This is a genomic window from Flavobacterium adhaerens (assembly GCF_040045115.1).
Lineage (GTDB): Bacteria > Bacteroidota > Bacteroidia > Flavobacteriales > Flavobacteriaceae > Flavobacterium > Flavobacterium adhaerens.
The window spans coordinates 70,105-85,774 of record NZ_JBDLZX010000014.1; the positions used below are offsets into that span (position 1 = coordinate 70,105).

Consider the following 15,670-nt stretch of genomic DNA (forward strand, 5'->3'; position numbering starts at 1 on the left):
CGTTTTAATTACAATATGTAAAAACATGTTAATTCCCTAAAAACTTTCAACATTACACCAAAAAAATGTATTTTCGCAGACTATGAATAAACAAGACATACAGGCGATACAGTTGCTGCTGGCAACCCCTAAAAAAATAGCAATAATACCCCATAGAGGTCCAGACGGAGATGCCATGGGATCGACATTGGCATTATATCATTTTTTAATAAAAAACAATCACTACCCTACGGTAATTTCTCCAAATGACTTCCCTGAATTTTTGGCTTGGATGCCTGGTTCTGAAACCGTAAAAGTGTATGAAAAAGACAAAGAAAACTGTACCAAAATTTTAGAACAAGCAGAGATTGTCTTTACATTAGATTTTAATGCCCTACATAGAACTGGTGAAATGGAACAGGTTTTAGAAAAACTTACAGCTCCGTTCATTATGATCGATCATCATCAAAAACCAGATGACTACGCTACCTACACCTATTCGAATGTTGAGTTTGGTTCTACTTGCGAAATGATTTACAATTTCATTTCTTTTTTAGACCAAAAACAAGATATTGACAAAACAATAGCTACTTGTATATATACAGGGATTTTGACAGATTCTGGCTCTTTTCGTTTTCCAAAAACTACTGGAACCACTCATCGAATTGTAGCCGATTTAATTGATCTTGGTGTCGAAAATTCATTAATCCCATCCTTATTGTTTGATAATAGTTCCTACAATAGATTGCAACTACTTGGTCGTGCTTTGCAAAACATGAAAGTAATGATGGATCACAAAACTTCCTATACAACATTAACTCAAGACGAATTGGATAGTTTTGATTATATAAAAGGAGATACCGAAGGAATTGTCAACTATGGATTAAGCATAAAAGGAATTGTATTTACTGCCATTTTTATTGAAAACAAAGAAGACCAAATCATTAAAATATCGTTCCGTTCTCAAGGAGATTTTGATGTCAATCAATTTGCAAGAGACCATTTTCAAGGAGGTGGACATATCAATGCAGCTGGAGGAAAATCAGAAGATTCTATGGAAGCAACCCTAAATAGATTTGAAAATATCGTTCAAAAATTAAAAATATAATCTACTATGAATACGATTAAAACAGGAATACTTATCGTTTTTGCAGCTTTATTTTTGGTTAGTTGTAAACAACAACAAGAAGCTCGCAAGCCAATTTCGCATTCTTCTGGTAGTTTTATGAAAGAATCTATTGCCCGAAATAAAAAAATCATTGCTGGTGAAGAAGCTCAAATTGATGCTATAATCAAAAAAGATTCGGTAAACAAATTCATTGCTTCCAAAAAAGGGTATTGGTATTATTATGAAACCAAAAATCTAAAAGACAGTATTACTCCCAAAAAAGGAGATATTGCCATCTTTGATTATGAAATAAAAGATTTGAACGGAAATATTATTTATTCTAAAGAAGAACTAGAAACCCAACTCTACAAAGTCGATAAACAAAACATCATGATGGGTTTACGAGACGGTATCAAATTAATGCGAAAAAAAGAAAAAGTACATTTCCTATTTACATCACACATGGGATACGGCTATCATGGAGACAATAATAAAATAGGAACCAACCAACCTTTGTTTTGCACCGTTACTTTGCACGATTTTATGCCTGAGGTAGAATACAACAAACAAAAACAACTTGCGACAGCTCCAAACGTTACTGTTCAATCAAAACCAAAAGTTACCCATAAAGACACTCTAACAAATTAAAAGAATTCAGAATGAAAAGAAATATTTTATTTGCATTATTATTCATTACAACTTTAATCTCTTGCAATAAAGAGCACAATAATTTACCAGATGGTTTATATGCCGAAATCGAAACCAACAAAGGAAGTATTTTATTAGAACTGGATTACAAAAAAGCACCTGTTACAGTAGCTAATTTTGTAACATTAGCCGAAGGAAACAATGATTTTGTGGTAAACGACACACTAAAAAGCAAACCTTTTTACGACGGTTTAAAATTTCATAGAGTAATCAAAGATTTCATGATCCAAACGGGTGATCCGCTAGGAACAGGTTCTGGAGATACGGGGTATAAATTCAAAGACGAATTTTCGGATTTACGATTTGACAAAGGTGGACTTTTGGCAATGGCCAATAATGGCCCAGGAACCAACAGTAGCCAATTTTTCATCACCCACATCGAAACACCTTGGCTTGATGGAAAACACACCATTTTTGGTCACGTTGTAGATTACAACCTAGATGTTGTAAACAAAATTGAACAAGATGATTTTATCAAAAGTGTTACCATTATCAGAAATGGAGAAGACGCTAAAAAATTTGATACCAAAAAAACTTTCTATGATTATTTCAAAATAGAATCTGAAAATCAAAGACAGAAAATTGCTGCCGAAGAAGCTGCCAGAAAAGAATACGAAAGCAAATACAAAACTGTTTGCGATGAAAAATCAGCCTTTTTTACAGCTTTAAAAAGCAAAGCAACCAAAACTGCTACTGGGCTTAAATATGTTATTACTCAAAAAGGTTCTGGTAAAAAACCATCTGTGGGTTCAACAGTTTATATTCCATATGCAGGATTTTTAGAAAGCGGAATTTTATTTGATTCCAGTATAGAGAGCGTTTCCAAAACTTTTGGAAAATACGATGCCAATAGAGCAGCAGCAAATGGTTATAGCCCAATTCCATTTCAAATTGGTAAAAAAGATGGACTTATTCCTGGTTTCATAGAAGGAATCGAAAAATTAGCTATTGGAGACAAAGCCGTGATTTTTATCCCATCGCATCTAGCTTATGGTGAAGCTGGTGCTGGAGATGTAATTCCGCCAAACACCGATATTGTTTTCGAAATTGAATTACTAGACAAAGCCTCAAATTAATTAAAATTGTAATAAACAAAATGAAATCTAAATTCCTAATAGTACTCTTACTGGGAGTATTTCACTTAAATGCTCAAACCACCAAAAAAACGGTTCCTGCAAAAAAAACAACAACAGCTTCTAAGCCTGCTGCAAAACCAGCGACCAAACCAGCCGTTGCCGAAGGAATTTTTGCCACCATTGCAACCAACAAAGGAAACATCACGATTCAATTGTTTTATCAAAAGACACCAGTTACAGTAGCCAACTTTATAAGTCTTGCTGAAGGAAAAAATCCTTTTGTAACAGTCGAAAAGTTAAAAGGAAAACCGTTTTATGACGGTCTAAAATTCCATAGAGTAATCAACGATTTTATGATTCAAGGTGGAGATCCACAAGGAAATGGTTCTGGCGATCCTGGTTATTCTTTTAAAGATGAATTTAACGACTCCAAATTTGATAAAGCTGGAATATTGGCAATGGCAAATTCAGGACCAGCAACCAACGGAAGTCAATTTTTTATCACTCACAAGGACACACCTTGGTTAACAGGAAAACATACTATTTTTGGACAAGTAACTCAAGGACAAAATGTAGTAAACGCAATAGTACAAGATGATGTCATCACCAAAATTACGATTACCAGAAAAGGTGAAGCTGCCAAAAAATTTGATGCTGTAAAAGTATTTTCTGATTATTTTAACAATAAAGAGGCTGACGCAAAAAAAGAAGCTGACAAAAAAGCTCAAGAAGAAGCCAATGCAAAAAAAGCTTATCTTGACAAATATGGAGCTACCATCAATGCTAAAGTTGCCTATTTTGCAACCGAAAAAGCAAAAGCTACCACTACTCCATCTGGATTAGCTTATACTGTCGTAAACAAAGGTACAGGTATAAAACCAGTAGATGGTTCAACATTTTATTTCCACTATGCAGGTTATTTGGAAGACGGAACATTGTTTGATTCTAGCTATGAAGAAGTAAGCAAAGCTTATGGAAAATTCGATGCTACAAGAGCTGCACAAAACGGTTATTTACCTTTCCCTTTTGAAGCAGGAAAAAAGACTGGATTAATACCAGGTTTCCTTGAAGGTGTAGGGAATATGAGCTATGGCGAAAAAGTAATTTTATTTATACCGTCGAATCTTGCTTATGGTCCAAGAGGTGCAGGAGGAGTAATTCCGCCAAACGCCAATTTAATTTTCGAATTGGAAATGTTCGAAAAGCAACAATAATTTAAATTATAGCTAAAGTAAAGCCACGACAATTTTTACAATGTTGTGGCTTTTTTTGTTACGAAGATCCTAATTCTAAATGTTTAAAGATTAGTTCAAAATAGTTTAACTTAAAATTAATCACTAAGGACTAAAACACTAATACTTACCTTTCCCAAACTTCCAGTCAAATTCGTCTTTGTTATTGATTATTGCGCCAATTTCAAATTTAACAACTTCTTCAAATTCTGTTTGTAGAATAAACCAGTTTTCTTCGTTAAAATAATTCTCAAAAGTATCAAACTCTTCTTGAGTGAATTTGGTTATAGCTTTTTGAGCTAAATCCTTTTTTACATCACTAATTTTTCTGTTTATAATTTTGTTCCCAAACAATTCCAAATCTGAACTTGAAGCAACAATATACCCTAATTTCAACTCCTCTTCTTGGTAAAAAGTAATACGGATTTTAAGAGCATTATAAACAAAAATCACGTTATCATCTTCGTCTTTATAATTTTTATTTGGTTTACCGTAAATAGCGATAACATCATTTTGCTTCATTCCAAAAATCAGTTTGTCAATTCCGTTTTTAAGATTTATTTTCATTTTTATCAATTATTACTTTGTTTACAAAGGTATCCATTTTTTAACAATAATATTTTTATACTAAAAACAAAAAAAATATAAATTTTCCCAACGCTGTTTCCTAAATTAGTTTACATTTGAACAAAAAATACCACATAAATGCTCCAAAAATATTCTAGATTTTTAATTCTATTTATAGTTTTATGTTCTGTTCCAATACAGGCACAAAATACTATTAATACGACTATAGATTCTTTAAAAACAGAATTGAAGCATGCCAAAAATGACTCTGTAAAAACCTCTATATTAACAAAACTTTCTTCATTCACAGAATATATTGGACCAGACAACGCCATAAAATATGCCAAACTAGCATTGCTGTTCTCTAAAAAAACAAAAGATAGTGTACAAATAAGTGGTGCTTACACCAACATAGGAGTTGCCTATGAAATAAAATCAGATTACCATCATGCATTACAAAATTTCTATAAAGCTCTAGAAATAAGCGAAAAAACAAAAGACAAAAAAAACCTCACGAGTTTGTATAACAATATTGGATTGATTTATATAGATCTTAAAAATTACAAACAAGGACTTATATTTTATAATAAAGCATTACAATTAAGTTATCAATCCAAAAAAGAGCGCAATATTTCACTTCTTCTTAATAATATAGGAGATGTTTACCTGCAAAAAGAAGAATACAATAAAGCGCTAAACTACTTTTACAAGGCTCTTATCATTAATAAAAAAATTGATGATATAAAGGGAATTGGAATAAATCTCACCAATATTGGTATCGCTTACATCGACATCAAAAAATACGAAAAAGGGATTGAGATGTTGAACAAATCTATAGTCAATTATGGAGACAACAACATAAACCTATACAATACGTATAATAATTACGAGATGGGTCGTGCCTATTATTTGATGTCTCAAGAAGAAAAACACAAAAAAGATGCCGCCAACTATATTGATAAATCCATTACACTTCTTGAATCTGTTTTGGTCGAATTTACTAAATACAACTCCTTAAAAGATATACAAGACACTAATTTTTATCTTGCAAAAGGACACAAAATCAAAGGAAATCATGAAATTGCTTTGAAATGTTTTGAAGCGTACTCCTCTATTAAAGACTCCATTTTCTCAAAAGAAACAGAAAAGAAAATGGTCAATCTTGAATTTCAAAGAGAAATTGCATTACGAGACCAACAAATAGAAATCCAGACATTACGGATAAAAAATGATACTCGAAAATTCTATCTATTAATAACAGCATCTGCAACAGTAGCAACATTATTAGGTTTGTTCTTTTTTTTATATCTTTCTAATAGAAGAAACAATCAACTTCTAAAAGAAAAAAACGCACTAATTTCTAATATTAACTTACAAAAAGATAAATTTTACTCAATCATCGCTCATGATTTAAGAGGTCCCTTTAACGGTTTTCTGGGGCTTACCGAATTGATGGAAGAAGACCTCGAAACTATGCCAAAAGAGGAAATTAAATTTGCTGCAAAAAACATTAGGTCGTCTGCAAAAAATCTTTCAGAGCTTTTAGAAAACTTATTGGATTGGACCCGTATGGAGCAAAACATATTATCATTTGTTCCAACTGAGCATAATTTAAAATCTATTCTATCGGACAGCATTGTTACTTTATACGATATTGCTGATAAAAAAGAAATAACCATTAAAACCGAAATTCCAAACGATCCAACAGTATTTGCAGACAAAAATATGTTTCAGGCTATCATTCGCAACATTGTTCTAAATGCGATAAAATTTACCCGAAAAAACGGATCAATTATAATTCAAACCAAAGAAGACTCGGTCAATACAATTATCACTATAAAAGATTCTGGAATTGGTATGCACCAAAATTTGATTAATGATTTATTTAAAATAAACACCAAAATCAACAGAATGGGTACCGAAAACGAACCAAGCACAGGGTTGGGTTTAATTCTATGCAAAGAATTTATCGACAAGCACAAAGGGCTAATTTGGGTAGAAAGCGAAGAAGAAAACGGAAGCACTTTCTTTATAAGTTTCCCTAAAAAAAGAACAACCTAAATCGTTAGAGCTTTTTCTGTAAATTTCCCTTAACCTCATCAAACCATTCTGACCTAAGAATACTCAACACTATAGAATCTCTACGAACAATTCCTTCAGCAGTGGGCATATTGCTTCGCAGTACACCTTCTACTTTACAGCCTATACTTTTCATGGCAGCAATGCTTCTTGTATTGTTATTATCGGCACGTAACTCTACACGCTCCATCCCCAGAGTTTCAAAAGCAAATTGAAGCAAAAGAAATTTACAATGTTTATTAAGACCAGTTCCTCTAAAATCTTTACCGTACCAAGTATATCCTAATTGTACTGTTTTGAACGGCAAATTGATATCATAAAAGCGAGTGCTTCCTGCATATTTATTAGCCTTTTTATCATATACAATAAATGGAAACTCTTTTCCGCTCACTTTCTCCTTTATGGCGATCTGAATGTAATTTTCAAGATTTTCTTTTCCATTTGCACGGACCAAAGAATATTCCCAAGTTTCGGGTTCATTAAGAGAAAAATCTAAAAGATGGTTTATATCTGAAAGTTCTAAAGGTCTAAGTAAAACAAACTCGTCTTCGAGGATTATATTTTGAGGGAATTGGCTAATACGCATATTTTTTTGAGCTAATTTAAAAAAACTTAACTTATTTATAGACTTAATATTTCAACCATTTAGTGATGAAAAATAAAAAACCCACAACATCTTTTTTTAGTTGCAGGTTGGTAATTTTTAAGATTCAATAAAAAAGTAGAATTATTACTCTATACTTCTATTATTCGTTCATTTCATCATAACGAACTGGAACTTGCGGATCGTATAACGGACATTTAAATTCCTCCAAAGTATCGACTAAAAGATTCATCGTTTTTCCTTCGGTTCCGTAACAATCAATATGTATGCTTTGAGGAGTTGTTTTCACTTGAAAAGCACCTCTCCCTTTGGTGTTCTTCCAGCTGTTTTCATCTACTTTCTCCCAGGATGAAAAAACCGAATGAAGACGATTTAAAACAACTTGAACAGGAATATCCTCTAATCCATCTACAGGCTGATCATCTATCAGGGCTTCATATACTTCTTGATGATTTAGATAAACATCTTCCAAATATTTCCAGAAAACCAGTTCGTACATTTTATTAAATTTAATGATTAAAAATTAAAAGATTAAAAAATTGAATTATTAAACTATTAAAAAACTTCACAAATCTTTAAATTATTCAATTTTTTAATCTTTTAAATATTTTAGTATTCGAACGTTCCGTATTCGCTGTTAATTGTAAGTTTTTTAAAATCTGAAGCTTCTACTCTACCAACAATTTGCGCATCGACATTGAACGATTTAGAGATTGCAATAATATCCTGAGCAATAGTCTCTGGAACATAAATTTCCATTCTATGACCACAATTAAAAACTTGATACATCTCTTTCCAATCTGTTTTAGATTGCTCTTGAATCAATTTGAACAAAGGTGGAACTGGAAATAAATTATCTTTTATAATATGCAAGTTTTGCACAAAATGCAATATTTTAGTCTGAGCTCCACCGCTACAGTGAACCATTCCGTGAATATCTTCTGAAGAATATTTATCTAATATTTTCTTGATGATTGGTGCATAAGTTCTAGTTGGCGAAAGCACCAATTGCCCAGCGTCTATAGGTGAATCAGCAACTGCATCTGTCAATTTTACTCCACCTGAATAAATTAACTCGTTAGGTACTGCGGCATCAAAACTCTCAGGATATTTAGCTGCCAAATATTTTTCAAAAACATCATGACGAGCAGAAGTCAAACCATTACTACCCATCCCTCCATTATAACCTTTTTCATAAGTTGCTTGACCAAATGAAGCCAACCCTACGATAACATCACCTGCCTTGATATTGGCATTATCAATTACTTTAGAACGTTTCATTCGGGCAGTTACGGTAGAATCAACAATAATTGTTCGCACCAAATCCCCAACATCGGCAGTTTCTCCGCCAGTTGAATGTATTTTAACACCAAATGAATCTAATTCTTGAATTAATTCTTCCGTTCCATTAATGATTGCAGATAAAACTTCGCCAGGGATAACATTTTTATTTCTTCCAATAGTAGAAGATAATAGAATATTGTCTGTTGCTCCTACACACAGTAAGTCATCAATATTCATAATCAAGGCATCTTGTGCGATACCTTTCCACACCGAAATATCACCAGTTTCTTTCCAATACATATAGGCAAGTGAAGATTTTGTCCCCGCACCATCGGCATGCATAATCAAACAATATTCCTCGTCTTGGGTTAAATAATCTGGAACAATTTTGCAAAATGCTTGAGGAAATAATCCTTTATCAATGTTTTTTATGGCGTTATGTACATCTTCTTTGGATGCCGAAACACCTCTTTGTGCATATCTTTTTGAAGTATCTGAACTCATTTTTATAGTTGTGTGTATGTCGGGCAAAGATAATTTTAATGTGCCAATTATACAATTAAATTTCAATGGCAATGGTAATGGCAAAAATCAATAATAATAACAATATAATATCAATCACAATTCTATAATCTGCAATCTTACTTCTCTACTCTAATTGGCAATAATTTCGATTTCAACTCGGCGATTGGCTTCTCGCTCGGCTTCATTTTTTTCAGGTAAAGGATATAATGGCTTTGTACTAGCTAAACCGGCAAAAGTCATTCGGCTTTTATCAATACCGTTAAACTCTAAAAACTTGTAAACTGCTTTAGCTCTTTGAGTACTCAAATCTCTGTAATCCTTTTGCACACAACAAATATGACCTTGAATCTGTATTTTTAGATCAGGGCAATTTTTCATAATAGTCAATAACTCAAACATCAAAGACCTAGATTGCGGCGTAATAGCAAACGTATCAACAAAGAAATTTAAGTTTTCTAGTTTCAGCTTTTCGCCTACATTAGCGGTACTAACTTTTTTCATAAAAACGGTATCCATCTTTATGGTGGCAGTTGAGCCATCTAGATTTTCATACACATAAGTATCCGAAAATTTAACCTTTGGTTTTGCTTTAACTTGAACTTTCTCTGGCTTTTCGGAAATTATTTCCTCTTCATTTACAAAATCTTTGGGCAAAATATAATAGAGTGTAACTTTTCTGTTTTCAGATTTAACAGTAGATAATGCATGCAGTTTTCCGAAGCTTCTGGTTTTAAAATCCTCTCTAATTTTTACTTTCCCTTTGATGACAGAAAACACATAGTCTATTCTTTTTTTGGCCAATGTATCATTATAACCTACAGAACCCACTTCGTCACAGAACCCATAAACCCCAACAACCTTTACATCTTTGTTAGCAGTTAACCACTGATTTAACTTGACCAATTCTGCTTTTTGCAATACATATTTATTGCTATCAAAGAAAAAAGAAACCTGCTCTTGAGAAAAAGCATATGAATATATGAAAGTAAAAAATAAGGCAATTATGTATTTCATGATTTGGGATGGATTTGTTCAAATTTACAATAAATCTAGTTTCCTTTATGAGAAAACAAAAACAAATAAACACACAAAAAAACCGCCTCAATCCTGAAGCGGTTTTATTACCTAAATAGTAAACAGACAATTATTTCGTTAAAAGCAACTCTCTATACTTGGTCAATGTCCATAATTCGTTATCAACTAAGAGTTCCAATTTATCACAATGGTTTCTAATAATTTCAAAATAAGGCTTTACGTTATTGCAATATGCTTCAGCCATTGCATGGGCATCATTCAAAACATTAGCTTTTCTTCTTTCCTCAGTCATCTCTTCAACTTTAGAATTAATTCCTTCTATGTGTTTAGAGATTTCTTTAATCAAAATAATTTGTTCTTTCGCTATGGATTCAAATTCAGAACCAAAAATATTTTTCAATCCTTTTACATTTTCAATCAATGTATTTTGATATTTTATAGCTGTTGGAATTACATGATTTTTTGAAATATCACCAAGAACCCTTCCTTCGATCTGAATTTTTTTAGTGTATTCTTCCAATTCAATTTCATAACGAGCATGCAATTCAACTTGATTCATAATTTGCATTTCACCAAACAACTCTATTGCTTCTTTAGATGCTCTAGCTTTTAAAGCCTCGGGAGTTGTTTTAAAATTACTCAAACCTCTTTTTTTAGCTTCACTTTGCCATGCTTCGCTATATCCGTCTCCTTCAAAAAGAATTTTTTTAGATTGTTTGATATACTCTCTTAAAACATTAAAAATAGCATCATCTTTTTTCATGTCTTTGGATTCGATCAAATTATCGACTGCTATTTTAAAATCTTTTAATTGTTTAGCAACAATTGTATTCAAAGTAGTCATAGCATTAGAGCAATTTGCAGATGATCCTACTGCCCTAAACTCAAATTTATTACCAGTAAATGCAAAAGGAGACGTTCTATTTCGGTCGGTATTATCCAAAAGCACGTCTGGAATTTTACCAACTACATTCAACTTCAAGTCAGTTTTTTCTTCTGGAGATAATTTTCCAGTTGAAACCCCTTCTAATTCAGCCAAAACTTTAGTCAATTGTTCTCCTATAAATACAGAGATGATAGCTGGTGGAGCCTCATTTGCCCCTAACCTATGATCGTTGCTAGCGGTAGCTATAGAAGATCGCAACAAAGCTTCATAATCATTTACTGCTTTTATTGTATTGATAAAAAAAGTTAAAAACTGTAAATTGGTCATTGGAGTTTTGCTAGGACTCAATAAATTAACTCCTGTATCTGTTGACAACGACCAGTTATTGTGCTTACCAGAACCATTTACCCCTTTAAAAGGTTTTTCATGAAATAACACTTTTAAATCATGGCGTTCAGCCACTTTTTGCATAACATCCATCAATAAACAATTGTGATCAACCGCCAAATTTGCTTCTTCAAAAATGGGAGCAAATTCAAACTGATTAGGAGCAACTTCGTTATGACGTGTTTTTACAGGAATTCCCAGCAAAATACATTCTTGTTCCAAATCTCTCATATACGTAAGTGCACGAGTTGGGATAGATCCGAAATAATGATCGTCTAATTGTTGGCCCTTGGCAGAAGTATGTCCTAATAAAGTTCGTCCAGTCATAATAAGATCGGGACGTGAATTGGCCAAAGCTTTATCTATTAAAAAATATTCTTGCTCCCAACCCAAAGTTGCCGTTACTTTCTTTACATTTTTATCAAAATACCTGCAAACTTCGGTAGCAGCTTCATCCATAGCCGACAAAGCTCTTAACAACGGAATTTTATTATCTAAAGCTTCACCTGTATAGGATATAAAAATGGTTGGAATACACAATGTCGTCCCGAAAATAAAAGCAGGCGAAGTTGGATCCCAAGCTGTATAACCACGAGCTTCAAAAGTATTTCTGATTCCACCATTCGGAAAACTAGAAGCATCAGGCTCTTGTTGCACCAATTGAGCTCCTCCAAATTTTTCCAACGGATCACCTCCGTCAAATGAAGTTTCAAAAAAAGCATCGTGCTTTTCGGCAGTTGTTCCCGTAAGAGGTTGAAACCAATGTGTATAATGTGTAACACCTTTATTCAAAGCCCATTCTTTCATTCCCATGGCAATATAATCTGCCAATTTTCTATCAATCTTTGTTCCGTATTGTACCGCACCTTGTACCGCCTTAAAAGCATCCGAAGTCAAGTATTGCTTCATCGCTTTATCATTAAAAACATTTGATCCAAAAAGCTCTGATTTTCGTCCAGATTCCTGAAAATCGATTAGCTTTCTATTTGAAGCTTCTCTCAAAGCTTGAAAACGAATTGATGACATATCGTATATAATAAAATTAGTATCTATTAAAAAAGAATACAAATATATAGCATTATACTTAACTAATTTAAGGAATGTATCTATGAATACCTCGTTACAAAATCCTTTTACCTAGATGTAATACACAAAAATTACTCTAACAGCTCTATTTTTAGTTATTAGTAATAAAAATCTTAATTTAAATTTAATATACAGAAAATTCGAATTATGAAATTATTTATTATACCCCTATAAAATTGCATTTCTCCAAATATACCCTTTCAAAATTGCAGTAATATTAAAAATCAAACCCTCTTAAATAAAAACCACCCCCCAATTTTACGACCTAACTAAATTATTTTATATTTGCATCAGAAAAATCAAAAAAAAATAAATATACATTATTATGGCTAAAATTAAATTAGAATACCTTTGGTTAGACGGATACGAACCAACACAAAATTTAAGAAGTAAAACTAAAGTTGAAGAGCATGACAATTTTCAAGGTACATTAGCTGAAATTGGGAACTGGTCATTTGATGGTTCTTCTACAAGACAAGCTGAAGGTGGTTCTTCTGACTGTTTATTAGTACCTGTTGCAATTTACCCAGACCCAACTCGTATCAACGGATACTTGGTAATGTCTGAAGTTATGTATGCTGACGGAACTCCACACCCATCTAACGGTAGAGCAACTATTGACGATGAAGATGATGATTTTTGGTTTGGTTTCGAACAAGAATACTTCATCATGGATACTAAAACTCAACTTCCTCTAGGATTCCCTGTTGGAGGTTACCCTGCTCCACAAGGAATGTACTACTGTTCAGTAGGTGGAAAAAACACACACGGAAGAAAATTAGTTGAAGAGCATGCTGATTTGTGTATCGCTGCTGGAATCAACTTCGAAGGAATCAACCAAGAGGTTGCTTGTGGACAATGGGAATTCCAATTGTTTGCTAAAGGAGCCAAAAAAGCAGGTGACGAAATCTGGGTTGCTCGTTATTTATTAGATCGTTTGACTGAAAAATACGGTTACTATATCGAGTACCACCCAAAACCACTAGGAAAAGACATGGATTGGAATGGTTCAGGTATGCACGCAAACTTCTCTAACAATGTATTGAGAACTTGTGGTTCTAAAGAAACTTATGAGAAAATCTGTGAGGCTTTCCGTCCAGTAGTTGAAGAACATATTGCTGTTTACGGAGCTTACAACGAAGAGCGTTTGACTGGTAAACACGAAACTGCTTCTATCCACGATTTCTCTTACGGAGTATCTGACAGAGGTTGTTCAATCCGTATTCCTTTGATGACTGTTCAAAAAGGATGGAAAGGATGGTTAGAAGACAGAAGACCAGCTTCTAACGGTGACCCATACAAAATTGCTGCTAGAATCATCAAAACTGTAAAATCAGCTTTGTAATTCTTATTCAAATACTAGAAAGTGCCTTCAGAAATGTTGGCACTTTTTTTATACAATTTTATCTCATAAATTTTAAAAATAAACTATCAAAATATCCAATCAAAAAGTATCTTTGTTAAACAAAAACCTTTTTATTTATGATTGTTTGGATTTTATTTTTAGCCGCTATTGTTCTATTTCTAGCCCTTGATTTAGGTGTTTTCAATAAAACACCACACATTATTAACACCAAAGAAGCCAGTAAATGGACTGCTATTTTTATCACCATTTCATTTCTTTTTTCAGGAGTTATTTATTGGTTATACGGAACCGATTATATCGAAAATCCCGATAATCTAAAACCAATCACAGCTTCCATAAAATACATCACCGGATATTTAATCGAACTATCGTTGAGTGTTGACAATATTTTTGTCATTGCCATCGTCTTTTCTTCTTTCAAAATACCTCAAAAATACCAGCATCGCGTATTGTTTTGGGGAATTTTGGGGGCCATTGTATTTAGAGGATTAATGATATTCTTTGGGGTAATCATCATTAAAAAATTCGCTTGGACCACTTATTTGTTTGGCGTATTTTTAATTTTTACCGCCTTAAAGATGCTCTTTTCTGGAGAAGAAGAAGACTTTGACCCAAAAAAATCATTTATTTACAAAACACTTGGAAAAATCATCCCAGTAACTTCTGAGACAGATCATGAAAAGTTTTTTATTGCTACTAAAAAAGCAAAAAAAGCAGCAACACCATTATTTATGGCATTGGTGGTTATTGAAGTAATGGATGTTATTTTTGCACTAGACAGCGTACCAGCCATATTAGCTATTACTTCAGATCCTTTTTTGGTTTTCAGCTCTAATATTTTTGCCATTTTAGGACTTCGTTCGATGTATTTCTTCTTGGCTAATATGCTAGAAAAATTCAGCTATTTAGAATATAGCCTTATCGCCATTTTGAGTTTTGTAGGATTAAAAATGCTTCTAAAGGAATTTATTGAAATTCCAGAATGGTTTTCATTATCATTTATTGCGCTTTCACTTATTACTGGAGTTATCGTTTCATTAAGTATCGATAAACGAAAAACCGAGAAATAATATCATTCAACAAAAAAAAAAGGAAATCTTAAGATTTCCTTTTTTTTTAAATTCTGTAAACAATTTAAAAGTCAATTTTTTTAATTTCATTTTCATTTATTCTTAAAGCTGAAATTACCTCATTGTAGTTATTAATATTTACAGAAGAAAGTAAATCATTTGGAACAATTACTACTCTAAACGTCTGCCCAAAAATATACTCAGGTCTGTTTGCCAGAGCATAATTACCATGAGCTGATATAATATAATCTTCTACAGAAAAGTCAAAATCATAATCTAACACATCACCATTTGAAAAATTAATTCTTCGTGGTATAAGTTTCCAAACAGAAAGATTTGTATTGGTAGATCCACTTTTCCAGTAAATCAAAACCATATCTGACCCAAGAAGGTTAGTACCAACCTCATTAAAAAAAGTATTAGAAACAGAATACGTATTATTATCTTCCTTAAATAAATTTTGATTTACAATATCAAATGTAACAGCGCCTATTCCATCCTGTCCATCCTGTCCAGGCATACCCGGAGGTCCTTCCGGTCCTTCGCACGCAGAAAATAATACTAGTCCAACAACCGCTAAAAGTGTAATTATTTTTTTCATTTTCTGATTCTCCGCAAACACACCTAATATTTTTAGTATATTAGCGCTCAAAAAGCAGGGATTATGAACATATTCAG

14 protein-coding genes are annotated in these 15,670 nt (G+C 32.8%); 7 read left to right on the top strand and 7 right to left on the bottom strand.

Translation table 11 applies throughout. The features are described from left to right. The first annotated feature begins 82 nt into the window (after positions 1–82). From ABEB18_RS15845 to ABEB18_RS15860, 4 genes are read left to right on the top strand one after another with little or no spacing between them, the layout of a single operon-like run. The gene (locus tag ABEB18_RS15845) at positions 83–1,087 is read left to right on the top strand and encodes a DHH family phosphoesterase (protein ID WP_348800314.1); all 1,005 of its coding nucleotides are present in this window, start codon (positions 83–85) and stop codon (positions 1,085–1,087) included. Positions 1,088–1,093: 6 nt separating this feature from the next. Then, positions 1,094–1,735: a gliding motility-associated peptidyl-prolyl isomerase GldI gene (gene gldI, locus ABEB18_RS15850; RefSeq protein ID WP_348800315.1), complete on the top strand. Its 642-nt coding sequence runs from the start codon at positions 1,094–1,096 to the stop codon at positions 1,733–1,735. Between the two features lie 11 nt (positions 1,736–1,746). Continuing rightward, entirely contained in the window at positions 1,747–2,871 is a 1,125-nt protein-coding gene (locus ABEB18_RS15855) for a peptidylprolyl isomerase (protein ID WP_348800316.1), read from the top strand. A 20-nt stretch (positions 2,872–2,891) separates the two neighbouring features. Beyond that, on the top strand, positions 2,892–4,085 hold the full coding sequence (locus ABEB18_RS15860; protein WP_348800317.1) for a peptidylprolyl isomerase: 1,194 nt from the start codon (positions 2,892–2,894) through the stop codon (positions 4,083–4,085). A 138-nt stretch (positions 4,086–4,223) separates the two neighbouring features. Here ABEB18_RS15860 and ABEB18_RS15865 read toward each other — a convergent pair whose 3' ends face one another. After that, the gene (locus ABEB18_RS15865; RefSeq protein ID WP_348800318.1) at positions 4,224–4,670 is read right to left on the bottom strand and encodes a hypothetical protein; all 447 of its coding nucleotides are present in this window, start codon (positions 4,668–4,670) and stop codon (positions 4,224–4,226) included. A gap of 138 nt (positions 4,671–4,808) precedes the next feature. Between ABEB18_RS15865 and ABEB18_RS15870 the strand changes: the two genes are divergently transcribed. Beyond that, entirely contained in the window at positions 4,809–6,731 is a 1,923-nt protein-coding gene (locus ABEB18_RS15870) for a tetratricopeptide repeat-containing sensor histidine kinase (protein WP_348800319.1), read from the top strand. A 4-nt stretch (positions 6,732–6,735) separates the two neighbouring features. Here ABEB18_RS15870 and ABEB18_RS15875 read toward each other — a convergent pair whose 3' ends face one another. The 5 genes from ABEB18_RS15875 to ABEB18_RS15895 form a co-directional block, all read right to left on the bottom strand. Next, positions 6,736–7,335, bottom strand: a complete 600-nt coding sequence (locus tag ABEB18_RS15875) for a GNAT family N-acetyltransferase (protein WP_348800320.1) — start codon at positions 7,333–7,335, stop codon at positions 6,736–6,738. A 160-nt stretch (positions 7,336–7,495) separates the two neighbouring features. Then, on the bottom strand, positions 7,496–7,852 hold the full coding sequence (locus ABEB18_RS15880) for a hypothetical protein (protein WP_348800321.1): 357 nt from the start codon (positions 7,850–7,852) through the stop codon (positions 7,496–7,498). A gap of 110 nt (positions 7,853–7,962) precedes the next feature. Next, on the bottom strand, positions 7,963–9,141 hold the full coding sequence (locus ABEB18_RS15885; RefSeq protein WP_348800322.1) for an AIR synthase related protein: 1,179 nt from the start codon (positions 9,139–9,141) through the stop codon (positions 7,963–7,965). A gap of 150 nt (positions 9,142–9,291) precedes the next feature. After that, a complete protein-coding gene (locus ABEB18_RS15890; protein ID WP_348800323.1) occupies positions 9,292–10,176 on the bottom strand; it encodes an OmpA family protein in 885 nt (294 codons plus the stop codon). 130 nt (positions 10,177–10,306) lie between these two features. Continuing rightward, on the bottom strand, positions 10,307–12,496 hold the full coding sequence (locus tag ABEB18_RS15895) for a glutamine synthetase III family protein (RefSeq protein WP_348800324.1): 2,190 nt from the start codon (positions 12,494–12,496) through the stop codon (positions 10,307–10,309). Between the two features lie 385 nt (positions 12,497–12,881). Here ABEB18_RS15895 and ABEB18_RS15900 point away from each other — a divergent pair, with 385 nt between their 5' ends. Both ABEB18_RS15900 and ABEB18_RS15905 read left to right on the top strand, forming a co-directional pair. Further along, the gene (locus tag ABEB18_RS15900) at positions 12,882–13,901 is read left to right on the top strand and encodes a glutamine synthetase beta-grasp domain-containing protein (RefSeq protein ID WP_348800325.1); all 1,020 of its coding nucleotides are present in this window, start codon (positions 12,882–12,884) and stop codon (positions 13,899–13,901) included. 137 nt (positions 13,902–14,038) lie between these two features. Continuing rightward, the gene (locus tag ABEB18_RS15905; RefSeq protein WP_348800326.1) at positions 14,039–14,992 is read left to right on the top strand and encodes a TerC/Alx family metal homeostasis membrane protein; all 954 of its coding nucleotides are present in this window, start codon (positions 14,039–14,041) and stop codon (positions 14,990–14,992) included. A gap of 64 nt (positions 14,993–15,056) precedes the next feature. On the opposite strand, the gene ABEB18_RS15910 is transcribed toward ABEB18_RS15905, so the two are convergent. Then, on the bottom strand, positions 15,057–15,670 hold a 614-nt coding region (locus ABEB18_RS15910; RefSeq protein ID WP_348800327.1), incomplete at its 5' end, for a hypothetical protein.